Source organism: Nostoc sp. DedQUE09, assembly GCF_034530915.1.
GTDB lineage: Bacteria > Cyanobacteriota > Cyanobacteriia > Cyanobacteriales > Nostocaceae > Nostoc.
This window is the reverse complement of the sequence record NZ_JAVRCE010000106.1, coordinates 1-16,664: the sequence shown is the minus strand read 5'-3', so window position 1 is coordinate 16,664 and position 16,664 is coordinate 1. Positions and strand designations below refer to the sequence as shown.

At 46.9% G+C, this 16,664-nt stretch carries 16 protein-coding genes and 1 pseudogene; 6 read left to right on the top strand and 11 right to left on the bottom strand.

Annotated features, from left to right (window positions below; genetic code table 11):
* Positions 1-285: 285 nt before the first annotated feature.
* The 4 genes from RMY27_RS34210 to ndhL all read right to left on the bottom strand — a co-directional run bounded on the left by RMY27_RS34210 (position 286) and on the right by ndhL (position 2,677).
* On the bottom strand, positions 286-957 hold the full coding sequence (locus RMY27_RS34210) for a heterocyst differentiation related protein (RefSeq protein ID WP_322669249.1): 672 nt from the start codon (positions 955-957) through the stop codon (positions 286-288).
* Between the two features lie 236 nt (positions 958-1,193).
* Positions 1,194-2,021: a tryptophan synthase subunit alpha gene (trpA, locus tag RMY27_RS34205; protein WP_322669248.1), complete on the bottom strand. Its 828-nt coding sequence runs from the start codon at positions 2,019-2,021 to the stop codon at positions 1,194-1,196.
* Positions 2,022-2,128: 107 nt separating this feature from the next.
* The gene (locus RMY27_RS34200; RefSeq protein ID WP_322669247.1) at positions 2,129-2,440 is read right to left on the bottom strand and encodes a DUF3007 family protein; all 312 of its coding nucleotides are present in this window, start codon (positions 2,438-2,440) and stop codon (positions 2,129-2,131) included.
* A 24-nt stretch (positions 2,441-2,464) separates the two neighbouring features.
* Positions 2,465-2,677, bottom strand: a complete 213-nt coding sequence (ndhL, locus tag RMY27_RS34195) for an NAD(P)H-quinone oxidoreductase subunit L (protein WP_181930688.1) — start codon at positions 2,675-2,677, stop codon at positions 2,465-2,467.
* 128 nt (positions 2,678-2,805) lie between these two features.
* On the opposite strand from ndhL, the gene RMY27_RS34190 reads away from it, so the two are divergent.
* Entirely contained in the window at positions 2,806-3,009 is a 204-nt protein-coding gene (locus RMY27_RS34190; RefSeq protein ID WP_322669246.1) for a hypothetical protein, read from the top strand.
* Positions 3,010-3,690: 681 nt separating this feature from the next.
* On the opposite strand, the gene RMY27_RS34185 is transcribed toward RMY27_RS34190, so the two are convergent.
* From RMY27_RS34185 to RMY27_RS34165, 6 genes and pseudogenes are all read right to left on the bottom strand, one after another.
* Complete coding sequence (locus RMY27_RS34185; RefSeq protein WP_322669245.1) at positions 3,691-5,925, bottom strand: xanthine dehydrogenase family protein molybdopterin-binding subunit; 2,235 nt, start codon at positions 5,923-5,925, stop codon at positions 3,691-3,693.
* An 18-nt stretch (positions 5,926-5,943) separates the two neighbouring features.
* Positions 5,944-6,936, bottom strand: a complete 993-nt coding sequence (locus tag RMY27_RS34180) for a xanthine dehydrogenase family protein subunit M (RefSeq protein ID WP_322669244.1) — start codon at positions 6,934-6,936, stop codon at positions 5,944-5,946.
* Positions 6,923-7,741, bottom strand: a complete 819-nt coding sequence (locus RMY27_RS34175) for a 2Fe-2S iron-sulfur cluster-binding protein (RefSeq protein WP_322669243.1) — start codon at positions 7,739-7,741, stop codon at positions 6,923-6,925. The genes RMY27_RS34180 and RMY27_RS34175 overlap by 14 nt, the downstream gene beginning before the upstream one ends.
* Before the next feature lie 112 nt (positions 7,742-7,853).
* Positions 7,854-8,081, bottom strand: a pseudogene (locus tag RMY27_RS35690) (carboxymuconolactone decarboxylase family protein); the annotation flags it as partial.
* A gap of 101 nt (positions 8,082-8,182) precedes the next feature.
* On the bottom strand, positions 8,183-9,190 hold the full coding sequence (locus RMY27_RS34170) for an aldo/keto reductase (RefSeq protein ID WP_322669242.1): 1,008 nt from the start codon (positions 9,188-9,190) through the stop codon (positions 8,183-8,185).
* Between the two features lie 26 nt (positions 9,191-9,216).
* A complete protein-coding gene (locus tag RMY27_RS34165) occupies positions 9,217-10,266 on the bottom strand; it encodes an NAD(P)-dependent alcohol dehydrogenase (protein WP_322669241.1) in 1,050 nt (349 codons plus the stop codon).
* A 305-nt stretch (positions 10,267-10,571) separates the two neighbouring features.
* On the opposite strand from RMY27_RS34165, the gene RMY27_RS34160 reads away from it, so the two are divergent.
* The 3 genes from RMY27_RS34160 (at position 10,572) to RMY27_RS34150 (ending at position 13,923) form a co-directional block, all read left to right on the top strand.
* Positions 10,572-10,718, top strand: coding sequence for a hypothetical protein (locus RMY27_RS34160; protein WP_322669240.1), 147 nt, complete (start codon positions 10,572-10,574; stop codon positions 10,716-10,718).
* 222 nt (positions 10,719-10,940) lie between these two features.
* The gene (locus tag RMY27_RS34155; protein ID WP_322669239.1) at positions 10,941-11,924 is read left to right on the top strand and encodes an AraC family transcriptional regulator; all 984 of its coding nucleotides are present in this window, start codon (positions 10,941-10,943) and stop codon (positions 11,922-11,924) included.
* Between the two features lie 679 nt (positions 11,925-12,603).
* Positions 12,604-13,923 carry a hypothetical protein gene (locus RMY27_RS34150; protein ID WP_322669238.1) on the top strand — a complete coding sequence of 440 codons (1,320 nt, stop codon included), beginning with the start codon at positions 12,604-12,606 and terminating at the stop codon, positions 13,921-13,923.
* 12 nt (positions 13,924-13,935) lie between these two features.
* Here RMY27_RS34150 and RMY27_RS34145 read toward each other — a convergent pair whose 3' ends face one another.
* Entirely contained in the window at positions 13,936-14,856 is a 921-nt protein-coding gene (locus tag RMY27_RS34145) for a lysylphosphatidylglycerol synthase domain-containing protein (RefSeq protein WP_322669237.1), read from the bottom strand.
* A gap of 342 nt (positions 14,857-15,198) precedes the next feature.
* On the opposite strand from RMY27_RS34145, the gene RMY27_RS34140 reads away from it, so the two are divergent.
* Both RMY27_RS34140 and RMY27_RS34135 read left to right on the top strand, forming a co-directional pair.
* Positions 15,199-15,765 carry a DUF6658 family protein gene (locus tag RMY27_RS34140; protein WP_322669236.1) on the top strand — a complete coding sequence of 189 codons (567 nt, stop codon included), beginning with the start codon at positions 15,199-15,201 and terminating at the stop codon, positions 15,763-15,765.
* Positions 15,766-15,864: 99 nt separating this feature from the next.
* Complete coding sequence (locus RMY27_RS34135; protein ID WP_322669235.1) at positions 15,865-16,458, top strand: hypothetical protein; 594 nt, start codon at positions 15,865-15,867, stop codon at positions 16,456-16,458.
* Positions 16,459-16,664 lie beyond the last annotated feature (206 nt).

Genomic DNA, 16,664 nt, shown 5'->3' with positions numbered 1-16,664 from the left:
TCTCTAATGATATTGACAAACTTCTTTTCCTTATGGAATGAAACAGCCCTGCCTTGGTAAGGGGGGAAATCCGGTTCTCCCCCTTACCAAGGGGGAGTTAGAGGGGGTGAGAAGGACTTGTGTGTACACCGTAGCCTACAAGGAGAGGGGCTAGGGAGAGGTCAAAATAGCACTCGTCGAACTCACATTAAATCAGGACTGCTGCCTCCCGAATTCGCAGCAGCCCAATAAAAATCGTTTCCACGTATAATCTGGAAACGGTATTTATCTATGATTTTATTTTTCCTATCCGTGCATTTCGTCGTATTCTTGAGCTTCAACTCGTCTTGCTTCCATCCGCGAAGCAGGCAGAAACTCAGCACGACGGACTGGAACCAACGGCGGCGTATTTCCTTGGTAAGGGTGAATAACTTGTACAGTACGGGCTGGACGCTGCCGTGGTGAGAACAAAGCCAATACCCCAGCCACAACAACACCACCACCAATAGTAAGAGTTGCGCCTCCCACAGCCCAAAGCACGGGTGAAGACCACCAATTATTTTGCGGCTGGAATGTTGCTGCTGATTTTGGTTGGTTATTTTGCTGGGCTAATTGCCACTGCTGCTGAGTATTGAAATTTTGAACTTGGCCCTGGAGTTGTTGATTTTGCAACTTTAGCTGTTCATTGTCGTTTTTTAAACGCTCCAGTTGCATCTGCGTGTTCAGCTTCTCCATCTCTAGGCGCTGGTCATTATTAGTAGTACCAGTCGGTGGCTGAACCTGACCAGGATACATTGGTTGCCCATAAGGACCGTAAGGATACATTTGTGGCTGCATTCCTTGGGGCGCTACTACACCTGGCATTTGTGGAGCAACAGCAAAGTTAGGTTGTAGAGGGGTATTTGTTCCTTTGAGCAATACGAGAGCCGCCAGCCCAGCTACGGCAACCCCGCCGATAAACGCCATACTCTCACTCATCGCCTTTGCTCCTTGATTGCGACGTAACTATAATCATTTGTGACTGACTCACTCTCACACTCATAAATTATGCCTACTTAATTTCACATAATACTCAAACTATAAGCGACTCTATCAGCTAGTTTTTTTACACGATCATATCTGATGTTAATATTCAAGACCATAATGGTCAAATTGTCTACCAAGTAAGGATAGAAAAACTACACTGTTATACTTTTTTAATCTACTTTCTCCTTCTAATCAAGAGAAGTATTTGTGCTGGTGTTGGTCGTCTTGATGGCTGCCTTGAGACTTTGGCAAAATTGGGCGATCGCCGAAAGTCCCTGGTCTGGTGTACCTTCTGCTAACCGTTTCACAAAAGCGCTACCTACGATCGCTGCATCTGCGCCCCATTCCTTTACCTGACAAGCTTGTGCAGCTTCGGAGATACCAAAACCTACCCCAATGGGTTTATCAGTAACACTACGAATCTGTTGGAGTAAATCGGACACGCGGTTTTCCAGTTGCGATCGCACCCCTGTTACCCCAGTCACGCTGACTAAATAAATAAATCCAAGGGATGAACGAGCGATCGCTTCGATCCGTTCAGCAGAACTGGTGGGAGCGATCAACAAGATTACGTCAATTCCCTTCTCACTAGCTGCTTGGAGCAAGCCTGCTGCTTCTTCTAAGGGCAAGTCAGGTATTACCAATCCTGCAACCCCGGCAGCTGCAATTTGCCCAAGAAATTTTTCAATTCCCCGGTGCAAAATTGAGTTGTAATAGATCAACAGAACAATGGGCGATCGCAATTTGGGAGTAATCCCTTGCAGCATTTCTAGCACCTGCTCCAATTTTGTTCCCCTTTGCAGGGCGCGGGTAGCAGCAGCTTGAATGACTGGCCCATCAGCTAGAGGATCGGAATAGGGTATGCCCAGTTCAATAATGTCGGCTCCACTACGATCTAGAACCTGCAAGGCTTTTGCAGTTGTTTCTAAATCTGGATCGCCAGCAGTGATAAACGGAATCAGAGCGCACTCACCATTGTGCCCAAGGGTTTTAAAGCAATCAGAAATCGCAGTCATTTAGTAAATAGTCATTGGTCATTGGTCATTGGTCATTGGTCATTGGTCATTAGTAAAGGACAAATGACTAATGACAAAGGACAAATAACAACTGACCAATGATAACTTTACACCTGAGATTGCTTTTCTTGTTCTATTTCGGCTTGAATTCGTGCTAGTTCTTCGGGAGTAAGCTCGTCTAGCCGCTTTTGCAGAAAGTCTTGCTCATACTGTTCCCGCTGTTGGTGGTAGGTCATTTTTTGTCCCACCGCACGGAAAAAATAGGTGGCTAACCAGCCAACTAAGGCACTGACTAGCAAGACTTGGCTCCATATACCAGCTTTTTGATTATCCAAGCCGATTAGCTGCAATCCTAAGTATGCCAAGCCGCCGGCAATAAAAACACCCAAGCCAATTCCAATCGCGTCAATCCGTCGCATGAGAGTTATGACCTACCAATCTCGTTAAACTTGAACTTGTCGCCGTTGGGGTCGGAAATTTACAAACGGCGATAGAACCAACAGACCCGGAAAGAAGAAAAACACCAAAAAGTACATAAAGACACGCTCAATAGAGCTAGCTACATACCAACGCTGCTTCAGGTACAGCAAAACAGCAATGGGGATTACCAAAAGGTAAGCTCCAGCCAAAATCAGATATAGCAGGGCGACAATCATAACTTTCAAGTCTTAAGCATCTGTTTTCCATCATAGGCTGAAGAGACAGACTCAGAGAAGTATAGTCATAATGCTTTCAACATAACTGCGTCAGAATTCCTCGAAACCGCTAACGGGGAGGTGCAGCTTTGGCAGGCTGGAGTACTTTTACGGTGGGCGATTCAACGGATATCATGACAAAAGCTAATATCATGCTATTATGTGAATCCACTAGCAAACAAAGCTCTAGTCAGACAAAATCGAAAACTCATCCAGATGATTACGAGAGAACTAAGAAAACTTCCAAATCTCTGAAGCGATCGCACAATCTGGAAAAAATATTTTCAATCTAGTTGGACAAAAGACACAATTGATGGTGGAATAGATAAGGAGGTATTTGCTACCTCTAAAAAATAACTAGTTATACTAGTTGCCAAACACCTTTGGGGGTGTGGCGGAATGGTAGACGCTACGGACTTAAATAATTGAGCCTTGAAGGAGAAATCCCTCAAGTGGAAGCTCTCAAACTCAGGGAAACCTAAATCTGGTGACAGACATGGCAATCCTGAGCCAAGCCGAAGAAAGTCCTGAGTCATGAGTGCTGAGTGCTGAGTAAATTTAAAACTCTTAACTCCTAACTCCTAACTCATAACTGTTCGGAAGGTGCAGAGACCCGACGGGAGCTACCCTAACGTTAAGTCGAGGGTAAAGGGAGAGTCCAATTCTCAAAATCTGAGCTTACTATTGTCGTCAGATAGCAGTGAAAACTGCGGGAGAATGAAAATCCGTTGACCGTAAAAGGTCGTGTGGGTTCAAGTCCCTCCACCCCCACTAAAAATTTAAAATACCGAAAGGCTTGGTATGTGACTTTTGTACAGTGACTAATTATTTGTCACAATAACAAATAATTAGTCACTGTACAGGATTCGATAATTTTTGCAATGAGCCGTTGCCAGCGCGCACCGTTCCCCCTGACGTTCGCTGCATCAAACGCTTCGAGTACCGCTCACACTTCGTTCATCAAATGACCTCACTCACAGCAGCTTCTCTGGCGTAATCGGCAACTCCCTGATGCGCTTGCCTGTGGCATGGAAGACGGCGTTGGCGATCGCTGCCGGGATGCCGACCATGCCGAGTTCGCCCATGCCTTTAACACCGAGCGGATTGACGATTTTATCGTCCTCCTCAACGAATATCGTTTCGATCTCCAAGATATCGGCATTAACCGGCACGTGATAATGCTGCAAATTCGGGTTCATGATCCGCCCGTAACGATGGTCGATTTCAGTCGCCTCTTGCAGCGCCATACCAATGCCCCACACAACGCCGCCGATTTCCTGACTGTGCGAAGTTTTCGGATTCATGATCTTGCCGCAGGCGGTCACTTCAATTGCGCGCGTGACGTGGACAGTCCCCACATCCGGGTCAACTTTGACTTCCACAAATTGCGCGCCATGTGCGCCGGTCGCGTATTTTTCTCTTTCCGGCGAAGGTTTGGCTTGGTGGACATCAACCAATTCGGTCAGATTGTTCCGCCGCATTAACTCGGAAATATCTACCGATTGCGACGAATTGTTTTTGATTTGCAGCTTTCCATTGAGCATCTCGACATCTGCGATTTTTGCCATCTTGAAAGGCGAAGCCGCATCTTTGTTAGCCAACTCTAGCAGCTTCCGTCTGATGTTTTGTGCCGATTCGTAAATCGCTGTGCCGACGCTCGCTGTGGTAAATGAACCGCCCTGCACCGGCGCTTCCGGGAATTTCGTGTCCCCAAGTTCAAACTTGACCTTTTCGGCGGGCAAACCGAGGTATTCGGCGGCGATCAACGTCATCACCGTGTAAGTTCCCGGTCCGATGTCCGCCGTAGCGCTCGCGACGTGCGCGGTGCCGTCGGACTTCAAAGTGATTTTCGCCGATGCCGGTCGCTGCCACGCGCCCCAAACTCCGGTCGCCATTCCCCATCCGACCAGAAATCGTCCGTCCCGCATCGAACGCGGCTCAAATTTGCGATTTTTCCAGCCGAACTTTTGTGCGCCGAGTCGGTAACATTCGCGCAGAGCCTTGCTTGAGTATGGTTTCCCACTATCTGGATCGACTTCGGTGTAGTTTATCAGCCGTAATTCGAGTGGGTCTATTTTGAGCGCGTAAGCCAGCTCATCCATCGCGCATTCGAGCGCAAACATTCCCGAAACAGCACCCGGAGCGCGCATCGAGGCAGGAGTTGGCAAGTCGGTTCTCACGATTCTTTGCGGCGTATCTGCATTTGGACAAGCATAAAGCGTGCGCGGAAATTCCGTAGTATTTTCTACCCAATCTTGGAAAGTTGAGGAATTATTCTTTGAGTCGTGAATGATTGCCGTGAGCTTTCCATTGCTTTCGGCCCCAAGCGAAATTTTCTGCCAGGTATGCGGGCGATAGCCGTGTCCCGTATACATCTGCTGCCTGGTATAAACCACTTTCACGGGACGCTTGATGACGCGCGCCGCCATCGCCGTCAGCGCTGGGTAATAATTCGGTCTTAGAGATGAGCCGAACGCTCCGCCGACGAACGGCGAAATCACCTGCACGTTTTCAACAGGCATATTAAAGCTCGTCGCTAAATGCTGGCGAACGACATAAACGCCCTGCGTTTTATCGAAGATCGTCAGCTTATCGTTTTCCCAGAAAGCGATCGCAGCGTGCGGCTCCATCGGGTTGTGATGTTCGATGGGAATCGTGTATTCGGCTTCGATTTTGACGGGCGCAGATTGAAAAGCCTGCGCGGGATTTCCACGCGGTTTTACGGCACCCCGTGGACTGGCAGCACGCTGCGGATCAATAGCAACAGCCTTGTCCAACGAACTCTCCAGATCGGTCATCGACTTTTCTTCGTTGTAAGTCGACTTTACGAGGCGCGCAGCATAACGCGCCTGCTCGAATGTTTCAGCCAGCACGAGCGCGATCGGCTGCATATTAAAGAAAATCTGATTCGATTGCAGCGCGCGAAACGATTTATCAGGCACATCCGTGTTAGTCTCCGGCTTGAGTTCCGGAGCAGCCGACGGCGTAGGTTTCGGGTAATTTTCGTGGGTGAGGATGTGAATCACGCCAGGCGCACGGCTCGCTTGGGTCGTATCAATTGATCTGATCGTGCCTTTGCCGATACTGCTCGTCACAATAAAACCGTAAGCAAGATTGGGAACCTTGAATTCCGCAGCGTATTTAGCTTTGCCCGTAACTTTTGCGATGCCGTCCACGCGGCTCATTTCTTTTCCGATGTATCTTGCCATTTCTTTTATCCTCTCTAATTACGCCGCACCACCCGTCATCGCTCGCTGCAAAGCCAGAGCAATGGCGCGTTTGCCCAGTTCGACTTTATAACCGTTATGTTCGAGCGGTTTCGCATCTTTGAGAGCCGCTTCAGCAGCAGCCCGAAAAGTTTCTTCAGTCGCAGGTTTTCCGATCAGAACTCTTTCCGCTTCGGGTGAACGCCAGGGCTTATGCGCCACACTTCCCAAAACAACGCGTGCCTGTTTGATGTTGTTGCCTCTTGTTTCTAAAGCAGTAGCCACGGCAAGCAGTGCGAAAGCATAGGAAGCGCGATCGCGAACTTTTAGGTAATAAGACTTGTTGGCGAAGTTATTCTTCGGCATTTCGATGCCAACGATCAATTCGCCGTGCCCAAGATTGTTATCTTTCTCCGGCGTGTTGCCCGGCAAGCGATGAAAATCTTGGATCGGGATTGTGCGTTCTTGCCCATTCGTGCCGCGAATCCTCACTACTGCATCAAGTGCATAAAGCGCATTCGCCATATCGCCTGGGTAAGTCGCTACACATTTATCGCTGTAGCCAAAAATGGCATGAATGCGATTAAGCCCCTGAAGCGCTCCGCATCCGCTGCCAGGCTCGCGTTTGTTGCACGGCATAGCGATGTCGTAAAAATACTGGCAACGGGTGCGCTGCATCAAGTTTCCTCCGTTGGTCGCCATATTACGAAGCTGCGCGGAGGCACCGGCTAAAATCGCCATTGACAGCAGCGGGTAATTTTGGCGGACGAGTGCATGGTTAGCCGTATCAGTATTTTTGGCTAACGCGCCGATAGAAATTCCGTTCGAGGTCGATCTAATCTGTGCCAGATTCAAACGTGAGATGTCAACAAGTTCGCTGGGACGCTCGACGTATTCTTTCATCAAATCAACCAGATTTGTCCCGCCTGCCAGAAACTTTGCTGTTTGATTAGCGGAAACAGTGCTAACGGCGCTTGCTGCGTCGGTTGCGCTGGAATATTTAAACGATTTCATCGGCTTTGCCCTCTTGATTTAAGGCCACGGCAATTTCTTCATCACTCGCGAAATGCCAAGTCTGGGCTGTTTCGCGCCCGGAATGAACTTCTCTGATTGCCGCAACGATTCCCGGATACGCACCGCAACGGCAAATGTTGCCGCTCATGCGTTCTCTGATTTCTTCATCAGAGAGTCTTAAATTCTGGGCGCTCGTTCGCAAATTGTTAGTCACGTGACTCGCGTCACCGTTTTTGGCTTCCTCCAGAAGCGCCACCGCCGAACATATCTGCCCCGGCGTGCAGTAGCCGCACTGGAAGCCGTCGTGTTTGATGAACGCCGCCTGCATCGGATGAAGATTATCGCCGTCAGCTAGCCCTTCGATGGTCGTCACCTCTTTCCCCTCGCAGCTCGCGGTAAGTGTCAGACACGAAAGTACGCGGCGACCGTCAACGATCACCGTACAAGCGCCGCACTGTCCTTGATCGCACCCTTTTTTAGTGCCGGTCAATCCAAGTCTTTCGCGCAGGACATCGAGCAGCGCCGTGCGCGAATCCACTTCCAGGCGTTGAGTCGAGCCGTTGATTTTCAAAAGAACCTTAACAGCGTTTTCAACGCCAGCAGTCGGGGCGAACACGGCGTCGGGCGAAGCGGCAAGTGTGGCAAAGACCTCCTCTTTAGCCAGCAGGTGGAAGGCGAAGGTGCCGAGTGCCGCAGCCATACTTTGCCCCAAGAATTTGCGGCGAGCAGCACCGACAATACCGAGTTCGTCGAGCAGTGTTTCTTCGTCCCTACTCAAATCTTTCTGTTCTTGATTATCATCCATGATTCTCCTTGCAACATTCAAAGAACAAGCCCTGGACAAGTATTTGTTTTTCGCGCCGACTATTTTAAGGGTCTGCATCCATCGAAGGTGCACAAGCGAAGGCGCTTGGGCATCATTTGTTCTCGAAGACTTCCTTTGCCACAGAAATCGCGGTTACTGCGTTCGGCCAGCCCGCGTAAAACGCCAGGTGGGTAATGGTCTCGATCAACTCCTCCTGCGTTACACCGTTTTGGCGCGCTAGGGCGAAGTGAGAGCGAAGCTGGTCGGGACGGTTCAAGGCAATTAGCGCACTGACAGTTGCCAGGCTGCGATCGCGCTTTGATAGCTCAGGACGTGCCCAAACATCTCTGTTATGGTTCGGGGTTGATCTCTGTCATCTGATCGCAGATTTGGATCTGGTTTAAGGGGCGGTTATGCCAGACCCAGAGACTACAATTGGACTTAGCGACCCGTCATTTGCTCCAACTTTTCGGGATACCGCGCTCCTTGCACCGCGATCTTGGCGGCGGCATCATCGATTTCGTAAAGATCAGCAGCTGTGAGTTCGACGAAGGCTGCCCCAATGTTTTCATCCAAGCGATGCAGCTTGGTGGTGCCTGGAATGGGTACGATCCACGGCTTCTGAGCCAGCAACCAGGCAAGGGCGATCTGAGCGGGCGTCACCTGCTTCTGTTGTGCAATACTGCCAAGCAGATCAATCAGGGCTTGATTCGCCTTGAGTGCATCCGGCGTGAACCGAGGCAGGGTGCTGCGGAAGTCAGAGCTATCAAAGGTCGCGTTTTCGTCGATCTTGCCCGTGAGAAAGCCCTTGCCCAAAGGGCTATAGGGGACAAAGCCGATGCCAAGTTGCTCAAGGGTCGGTATCACTTCCGCTTCAGGCTTTCTCCACCACAGCGAGTATTCGCTCTGGAGAGCCGTGACTGGCTGAACCGCGTGTGCGCGGCGAATCGTTTGCACTCCCGCTTCAGAAAGACCGAAGTGCTTCACCTTACCTGACTGAATCAGTTCCTTCACCGCTCCCGCCACATCTTCGATCGGCACGTTCGGGTCAACGCGGTGCTGATAGAGGAGGTCAATCGCTTCCACTTTGAGTCGCTTGAGCGAACCCTCCACGGCTTCCTTAATATGCTCCGGTCGGCTATTCAATCCGGGTGAACCCTTCATGCCACGGGGATCAGAATTCGGACTGATGTCGAACCCGAATTTGGTGGCGATGACCACTTGGTTGCGGAAGGGAGCTAGGGCTTCACCCACCAGTTCTTCGTTTAGGAACGGGCCGTAGACCTCGGCGGTGTCAAAAAATGTCACACCACGTTCGACGGCGGCTCGAAGCAGAGCGGTCATTTCCTGTGTGTCTTTGGGTGGGCCATAAGAAAAGCTCATACCCATGCAGCCCAGGCCAATCGCTGAGACTTCCAGATTGCTGTTTCCAAGTTTGCGCTTTTGCATTGGTACTCCTTCGAGATTCCGCTCGGTTATTCAGATTTTAGGGATGCCATATCAATCACGAAGCGGTACTTCACATCAGACTTGAGCAGGCGATCGTAGGCTTCGTTGATCTTCTGGATGGGAATCACTTCAACATCCGCAGTGATGTTGTGCTGACCGCAAAAGTCGAGCATCTCCTGGGTTTCGGCAATGCCACCGATGCTAGAGCCAGAGAGACTGCGACGAGCCACGATCAGGCTAAATGCTGCAACATCCAGGGGCTTTTCAGGTGCGCCAACCAGCGTGATGTTGCCATCGAGGCAAAGCAGGTTGAGGTAGGCATTGATGTCGTGTTTGGCGGAAACGGTGTCAAGGATGAAATTGAAGCTGCCCGCGTGCTTCTGCATTTCGTCGGCATTGCGGGAGACGACCACTTCATCAGCACCGAGGCGAAGCGCGTCTTCCGTCTTGTCAGGCGAGGTGGTGAAGACAACGACATGAGCACCAAATGCATGGGCGAATTTCACAGCCATGTGACCCAGCCCACCAAGACCAACCACACCAACCTTTTTGCCCTCGGTAACTCTCCAGTGGCGCAAGGGTGAATAGGTTGTAATCCCAGCGCAAACGAGTGGTGCAACTCCAGCCAGGTCGAGATTGTCTGGGACGCGCAGAACGAAACGTTCATCGGCGACAATGCTATTGGAGTAGCCGCCATAAGTGACTCCTCCCAGGTGCTTGTCTGGGGAGTTGTAGGTAAGGATCACATTTTGGCAAAACTGCTCAAGTCCAGCCTTGCAATGGGGGCAGGTCAAATCCGAATCAACCATACAGCCGATCGCCGCCAGATCGCCGGGTTTGTACTTCGTAACTGCCGAGCCAACCTCCGTGACACGACCCACGATCTCATGACCGGGAACGATCGGGTAGACCGTGCCGCCCCACTCGTTCCGCACTGAATGGAGGTCGGAGTGACAGATGCCGCAGAAGAGGATTTCGATCTGTACATCGTGTTCAGTTAGATCGCGCCGCGCGATCGTGTCGGAAGCGAGCGGTGCAGTTGCACTGACTGCGGAGTAAGCTTTGGTGTTGTACATATGATGCTCTAATCTGGAAGATAAGCTGGTTTTTTTCTACTCGGTCTTGAATCTGTCCGATTACTTATTATTCGTCGCTGGCCTTTTCCATTCAGTCCACGGGCTTGCCGTCGAGTACTTCCTGAGTGGCGATATGAGTCATCGCCGTTGGTGGTGAAGGTAGCGATCGCGACAATGTTTTGTTATCGTGCGTTTAGGGTTCGATCGGGTTGGCGACGAACATCACTGCACCGTTTGACCGCCATCGATGACTAGGGCGTGCCCGACGACGAAGGCAGCCGCGTCCGAGCAAAGCCATGCGGACAGTGCCGATAAAATACTCAGCCGATCCTTTGGCGGAAGGCTGTGAGCCACTTGTTTTGATGTCCATTTCCTTAATTCCTTCACTTGATGCCATTTCGGTGGCTGTCCCAATCGTAGAGATTGAGCATTTATCACTTCTCTATCGATAGGGATGGATTTTTTAAGCAGCAAGGTTAGCCTTGATGCCATTTGGGTTGTCAGTAGGTGAGTCCCTTACCCAATCAAAACTGAGTTTTCTCTTAAATAAAAATCTAGAATGCTTGCAAGAAGCCGGAATCGTTTTTCATTGCTTTAGCTTCATCTTAGGCATTTTGGAGGACAAGTAATAAAACGATCGTCTAAGATTGTTGTACAATCCTGCAAACTTAGAAATGAACGCTGCCAAAACGAGTGAAAAGTCCGATATCAATTTAATGAACCACTCGCAGGCAAAACGCGAGGCAGACAGAGTGCAAGCTAACAGAGGCGAACTGAGTGAACGGATTGCCCAGGCTATTCGTCATGATGGGACGATTGAGCCGCTCAAAGGATTGCACTTCAACCGCTCCTCTTCACCTTCGGAATGCGTTCATAGTGTCTCTATCCCTGCCTTTTGTGCGATCGCTCAGGGCAGCAAAGAAGTGCTTCTGGGCAGCGATCGCTATCAGTACGACCCAATGCGTTATCTACTGGCGACGGCTGAACTACCTGTTGTCAGCCAAATTCTAGAAGCGTCTAAGGAGCAACCGTACCTTAGCCTTCGCTTTGATCTCGACCCTACCCTTGTCGGTTCAGTAATGGTCGAGGCAGGGTATGCCTCATCACGCAACCGTGCTGATGTGAAAGCGATTGACGTAAGTCCGTTAGATGCAAATCTATTGGACGCTGTAGTCCGACTCGTCAGGCTTTTAGATTCCCCGGCTGAGGCTCATGTTCTCGCACCACTGATTAAGCGGGAAATCATTTACCGACTCCTGATAGGAGAGCAAGGTAATCGGCTCCGCCAGATTGCCGTTCTAGGTGGCTACACCCACCACATCGCTCTTGCCGTCGCGCGGCTTCGTAAAGACTTTAAGGAGCCACTGCGGATTGAAAGCATCGCACGAGAGATGGGAATGAGTGTTTCGGGTTTTCACCATCACTTCAAGTCTGTCACTGCAATGAGTCCCTTGCAGTTCCAGAAGCAACTGCGGCTTCAGGAGGCTCGCCGTCTGATGCTGGGGGAAAGCCTTGACGCTAGCAGTGCTGCCTACCGAGTGGGGTACGACGATGCCTCGCACTTCAATCGGAAGTACAAACGGCTCTTTGGTGCACCACCGATGCGCGATGTGGAGCGGCTGCGAGAAACTGCTAGGGAGACTGCTAGTTCAATATGATCTCCTCAAGATGTCCTCATCTTGCCAGAAATCGTTTCCAACAAACTAGAAGACGTTCCCTAGCGCGTGTAGCAGCAACATATCGCTCGCAGCATTCAACTAGTTCTGATTATTTATTGCATCAGATTCATTGCTACAGCCCATTGCGATCGCTCGAAATTCCAATCCCTTAATTCGCTTCATTGTCCCCATGCGAACTCCTGACTCTTCTGGGCCTGGATCTTCTTCTCTGGGCTTGAGTTCAAAAGTTTAAATATCCTCTGCTTCTAGTGCTGTGCGAATTGCTGGTTTGTAAGGTGTTACACAGATTTCGTGGGAAGCAAACCCATCTTGAATCAATTCTTTTGCCTAGCTAGCAATATGCTTTGCCTCTTCTTTTTCATCCGCACACTGCACAAGCTCTGGTTTTGGGACTCTATGGGCGGGTTATATCTAATTAAAGATTAACTCGCCCATATATTTTGTATTTATGGTCTTTTCTGGTTAAAAGTAAGTAATTTTACTTAACTATTTGATGAAGTATTGAACAAATTCTCTTTAATACTTTATTTATAGTCCTAGTTAATCAAATTTGTGTAAAAAGATGGCTGAATCTCTGAAGAATAGATTGATGCTCTTGTTCACCAAGGTTAAGCTGGTAATAATATGAACAGGAAGCCTTTTTGTCCTGATAACTGAAATGACCACTAATCGTTTATCAATTAGTCAGGAAAATCCCTATTGTGTTACGTCTAACTCTAGCCAACTAGATGTGCAATCTGCCCAAGATGAGGTTTATAGCTTCTTTGTGGAAATTGTCAATAAATTGCCACCAGAGGATGTTTTACGAGAATTTAAAGGTTTATTTATAGACGGTCTTGATTCCGAATATGCTGATTATATACCTGGAATATATAGTGTTTTTTTAGATGAGCATGAACAGGAATTCTATAATACACTTAAGCGATGCTGCTACATCATAGTTAATAATTGGAAAACTAACCGAAAAGACAAATATATCCAAGAATTAGTTAATTTATTTGTTAATAAAAATCTAAAAGTTAAGGACAATAACTCTCCAGTAGTAAAAACTTGTAAAATCTGGTTAGAGAATTTTGCCAACAGCAAAGACTACAAGGATCTGAAACTATTTGCTACTAAATATGAAGAATCATCTAAAGGTCATTGGGCTAATCGCTACACTTCCTATTTATTGATCGATCAATCTGTTAATAATAAGAACCCTAAAGAGCAACAAGAGGCTGCTAGAAGGCTTTCTAAACAGATAAAAGACAAATTTAAGTTTGAACTAGCAATGTATATTGCTCGTTCGCAATCTACTGTCTCAAGCACAACACGCTATAAAAATCCTAGTATTTTGGGAGACCAAGCTCTGCGCTTAATAAAAGCAATTGTCTTAAAAAGAGGCGTATTTAGTCATGATAATATTGCCCATATATTTATCAAGCAAACTGAAAATCAAACTTTGAAAGAATTTAAAATTAACCTAGAAAAATATCTGTTTTTTTCTGTAGAAAATCAAGAATCAGTCGAAATTTGGCGGCAGCAGTTTACACATAGTTTATCATTATGGAAAACGGATTATGATCAAGAAATTATCACTAAAGAATTTTTCTTGAGAACCTGTAATCGAGTGATTGATTACTTTACAACAGAAAATTCTAAAGAGCCTTCGCAATTATTTATTTTATTAATTAACCAAGGTAATGCTCTAACCTTGGTAATTATATTATTAAAGATTATTTTGATTTGTAAAAATTCCCGGAGACATTTAGAAACTCGGATTGCTCATTTGATTCGTTTTTACGAAAACTATTCCGAAGAGGAATGCAAAGGGGTAATACATTTTATCGAAATCTTTAATATTACGTTCGCCATTTATGCAGAAAATGTAGAATATAACTTGATTAGGATGCAAGAAGAACAAAGCAGTAATCAGCAGTTAAATCTGGATGGTTATCGTGTGTTTTCACAGATGAAGGTAGATAGACAAAAATGAGTTTTACCTGATTCATGATTTTGCAAGGCGTTCATCTAACCAAGCGAGGGCAGCACCCGCAGTTTCAGCTAGAATACTAATGAGACGATATAGAGCGATCGCACTAAATACTAAAGCAGATGGAAAGTGGTGTCGTAAAAGTTCATACGCAGTCGCTTCAAAGACACCTAACCCACCAGGCGCACCCGGTATCACAAACCCTAACAACCAAGCGCAACTGAAAGCCCCTAACAACAAAGGAATTTGATTCGCATTCAACGAACCCAAGGCGAACATAGTTAGTATAAACCCAGTGGCGCGTAGTCCCATAAAGCCCACTTCTCCTAACAAAGGCCGCAGGGGATAGCTTTTAACATTGAAGGGAACAGCTGGTTGAGTCGAAGCAGCAGACTTTTTTGCTTTTAATTTGTACAAAAAGCGAATAACGGCGTTCAGAAACCAGGGATGAATCGCACCAAGGACTACAGCTAAACTGAGAAATTGTAGTATTTGTATAACAAGGGTAGTATTAGCTGCTGCGAACTGGCTACTGCATAGGACAATGATGATTAAAGCAGCCGCTAACATGAGTAGGGGTTCTAGCAAAACGCTTAAGGTGGCTGCACCTGTAGGAATATTGGCATTTTTGGCAGCAACAATTCGCCCGTAGTGATGCCAGATATTACCTGGTAAATACTTAGCGATGTTCGTTTTTAAGTAAACTTGGATGAATTGAGGAGATGATACAGGTTGATTTAACTCTTGCAAAATCCAAGTCCAGATCCAGCCTGCCCAAGTATGAGCTAGTAAAGTTACCCCTGTAGCGATCGCCATAATTGCCCATCCTACCCCATCAATGCGGATAGCTGTCACCTCAATCCAATTATCCTTCAGAGCTTTTCCTAAAAAGAACAGTGTCCCCCCCAAAATTATCCAGCGTAGAAATTGCTTCATGAATTTAGTTATTTAACGTTGAAAGCAACAAGGGCTGAATACCTCAAATCTTATGGCGTATCAGGTATATATCCAAACCTTTTGAAGTATCAAACAGCTTGATGTAGTTCTTTTTACGAAAGCATATTACTTTATTTTATATCTCTCTAGAGTTAGATAAAAATATTATTTTTGTACTTATTAAAATGTAGCCTGCGCTAGAGGTAAAGAGCATTTTATTATTCATATCCTGAAATAGAGGTTATCGAAACTGAGCGAACCAAAACAAGCACAATAACTTGCTGACCACTCCAATGATTCAGCAAAAGCTTAACTTATTAATATTTTGGTAAGGAGGACTACGTGAACACAGTGAGACTATTCTTGAAAAAAATAAGATTGCGCCAGATATTAACTATCTTTTTAGCTGGACTATTGTTGATAGTTAGCACTGCTTGTAGTGGGGCAAATGCTCAAGGTGCAAATCCACAAAATCCTGCTGTACAAGCTGGTGGAGCAAACAACCCTTATAAGAATGGTGGAGACAAGTATAGCAACTACAGAATGTCTAACGATCCGAAAATAGCGAACCCAAAAGCCAATCAGGGACGCGACCAAGCTAGCTTACAACCAAGTTCGCAATTGTTGATTGCTACAAATAGAGAATCTGAAATACTTTATCCTGGGGGCGAGACACCTGCAGGTCGAATCCAGAAAGAAGCAGAACTGCCATTGATTACAGATAAGGACTTCCGCCAGCCTGAACCCGGTGGTTTAATTCAGAATGAATCAAATGTAGGAGATCGGGTTAAAGATCGGCTTGATACTGTAAAAGGCGCTATTGAAGAAGCTTCCGGCTTTTTGAAAGATAAAGCAGATGAAGCAGGTGCTAGACCGGAATCACAAAAAAATCCCGCACTAGGCAAATAGAACCTTTATCTTGTCTCAATGTCTGAGATTTGAAATAGATTGCAAATGCCATCTTGGTTGAAGTTTAACTTAGTCACAAAAAAGCAAGGACTTAGAAGTATGAAAAAAGCAATGACTTGGCTGAAAAATATTCGTCCCTTAAAAGTTTTAACAGTTTTTTTGGCAGGGATATTCTTATTTTTGACACAAGCTTGTGGTGCCCCAGGAGTAGCAACACAGCCGCCACAGCCTGACGATCAACCAGCTTATACCAAACGATACGATCCCACAAAAGATTATCCTCTCTCTTCTCCTGCTGGTGGAATTAATAACTTTAGTGATGTAGAACCCAGAGGGAGTTTAGACGAGAAAGCAGCGAATGACAGAGCTGATGCGCTAGCGAAAAATGCTCAAAAAAATATTGACCGCAAGGGAATTGACAGCCCAGAGCAGTATGGCGAAAATTACAAACAAGGTACACCTTTTGGTGAAAGAGTGAAAAACTTGGGTGAAGATATCGGCAGTTCAGCTGAAGAAGTTCGCAAAGGTGTTGTTAAGGGAACTCAGCGAGGAATTGAAAATATTAAGGGTAATACCCAGAATGCTGCCGAAGATGTGACAACAAATGTTCAGCGTGGGGCTGAGGATGCTGGTAGAAATGTTCGGCGTACAGCTGATGATGCAGGCAATGCAGTAAAGAAGGCAGTTGATTGAAATTAGTCATTTAATTCTTGTAAAAATTTGAAAGCGCCCACAGACTTATAGTCTGGTGCTACTAAAACAAAGCCTGTCTATGCAGGCTTTGTTTTAGTTTGAGATGGGGTTTAATTCCCTTAAACTTTATTAATAGATATCTCTAGAAATTAGAGGCTATTTATAAAGTAAATCTAAAGGAGAGTCATTAGGTAAAAAGGCAACGG

Coding starts and splice junctions, on each gene's coding strand:
- RMY27_RS34210 (WP_322669249.1), bottom strand. CDS start 957: ATGAGTGAGAGTATGGCGTTTATCGGCGGGGTTGCCGTAGCTGGGCTG.
- trpA (WP_322669248.1), bottom strand. CDS start 2,021: ATGACTGCGATTTCTGATTGCTTTAAAACCCTTGGGCACAATGGTGAG.
- RMY27_RS34200 (WP_322669247.1), bottom strand. CDS start 2,440: ATGCGACGGATTGACGCGATTGGAATTGGCTTGGGTGTTTTTATTGCC.
- ndhL (WP_181930688.1), bottom strand. CDS start 2,677: ATGATTGTCGCCCTGCTATATCTGATTTTGGCTGGAGCTTACCTTTTG.
- RMY27_RS34185 (WP_322669245.1), bottom strand. CDS start 5,925: ATGGCAAGATACATCGGAAAAGAAATGAGCCGCGTGGACGGCATCGCA.
- RMY27_RS34180 (WP_322669244.1), bottom strand. CDS start 6,936: ATGAAATCGTTTAAATATTCCAGCGCAACCGACGCAGCAAGCGCCGTT.
- RMY27_RS34175 (WP_322669243.1), bottom strand. CDS start 7,741: ATGGATGATAATCAAGAACAGAAAGATTTGAGTAGGGACGAAGAAACA.
- RMY27_RS34170 (WP_322669242.1), bottom strand. CDS start 9,190: ATGCAAAAGCGCAAACTTGGAAACAGCAATCTGGAAGTCTCAGCGATT.
- RMY27_RS34165 (WP_322669241.1), bottom strand. CDS start 10,266: ATGTACAACACCAAAGCTTACTCCGCAGTCAGTGCAACTGCACCGCTC.
- RMY27_RS34155 (WP_322669239.1), top strand. CDS start 10,941: ATGAACGCTGCCAAAACGAGTGAAAAGTCCGATATCAATTTAATGAAC.
- RMY27_RS34150 (WP_322669238.1), top strand. CDS start 12,604: ATGACCACTAATCGTTTATCAATTAGTCAGGAAAATCCCTATTGTGTT.
- RMY27_RS34145 (WP_322669237.1), bottom strand. CDS start 14,856: ATGAAGCAATTTCTACGCTGGATAATTTTGGGGGGGACACTGTTCTTT.
- RMY27_RS34135 (WP_322669235.1), top strand. CDS start 15,865: ATGAAAAAAGCAATGACTTGGCTGAAAAATATTCGTCCCTTAAAAGTT.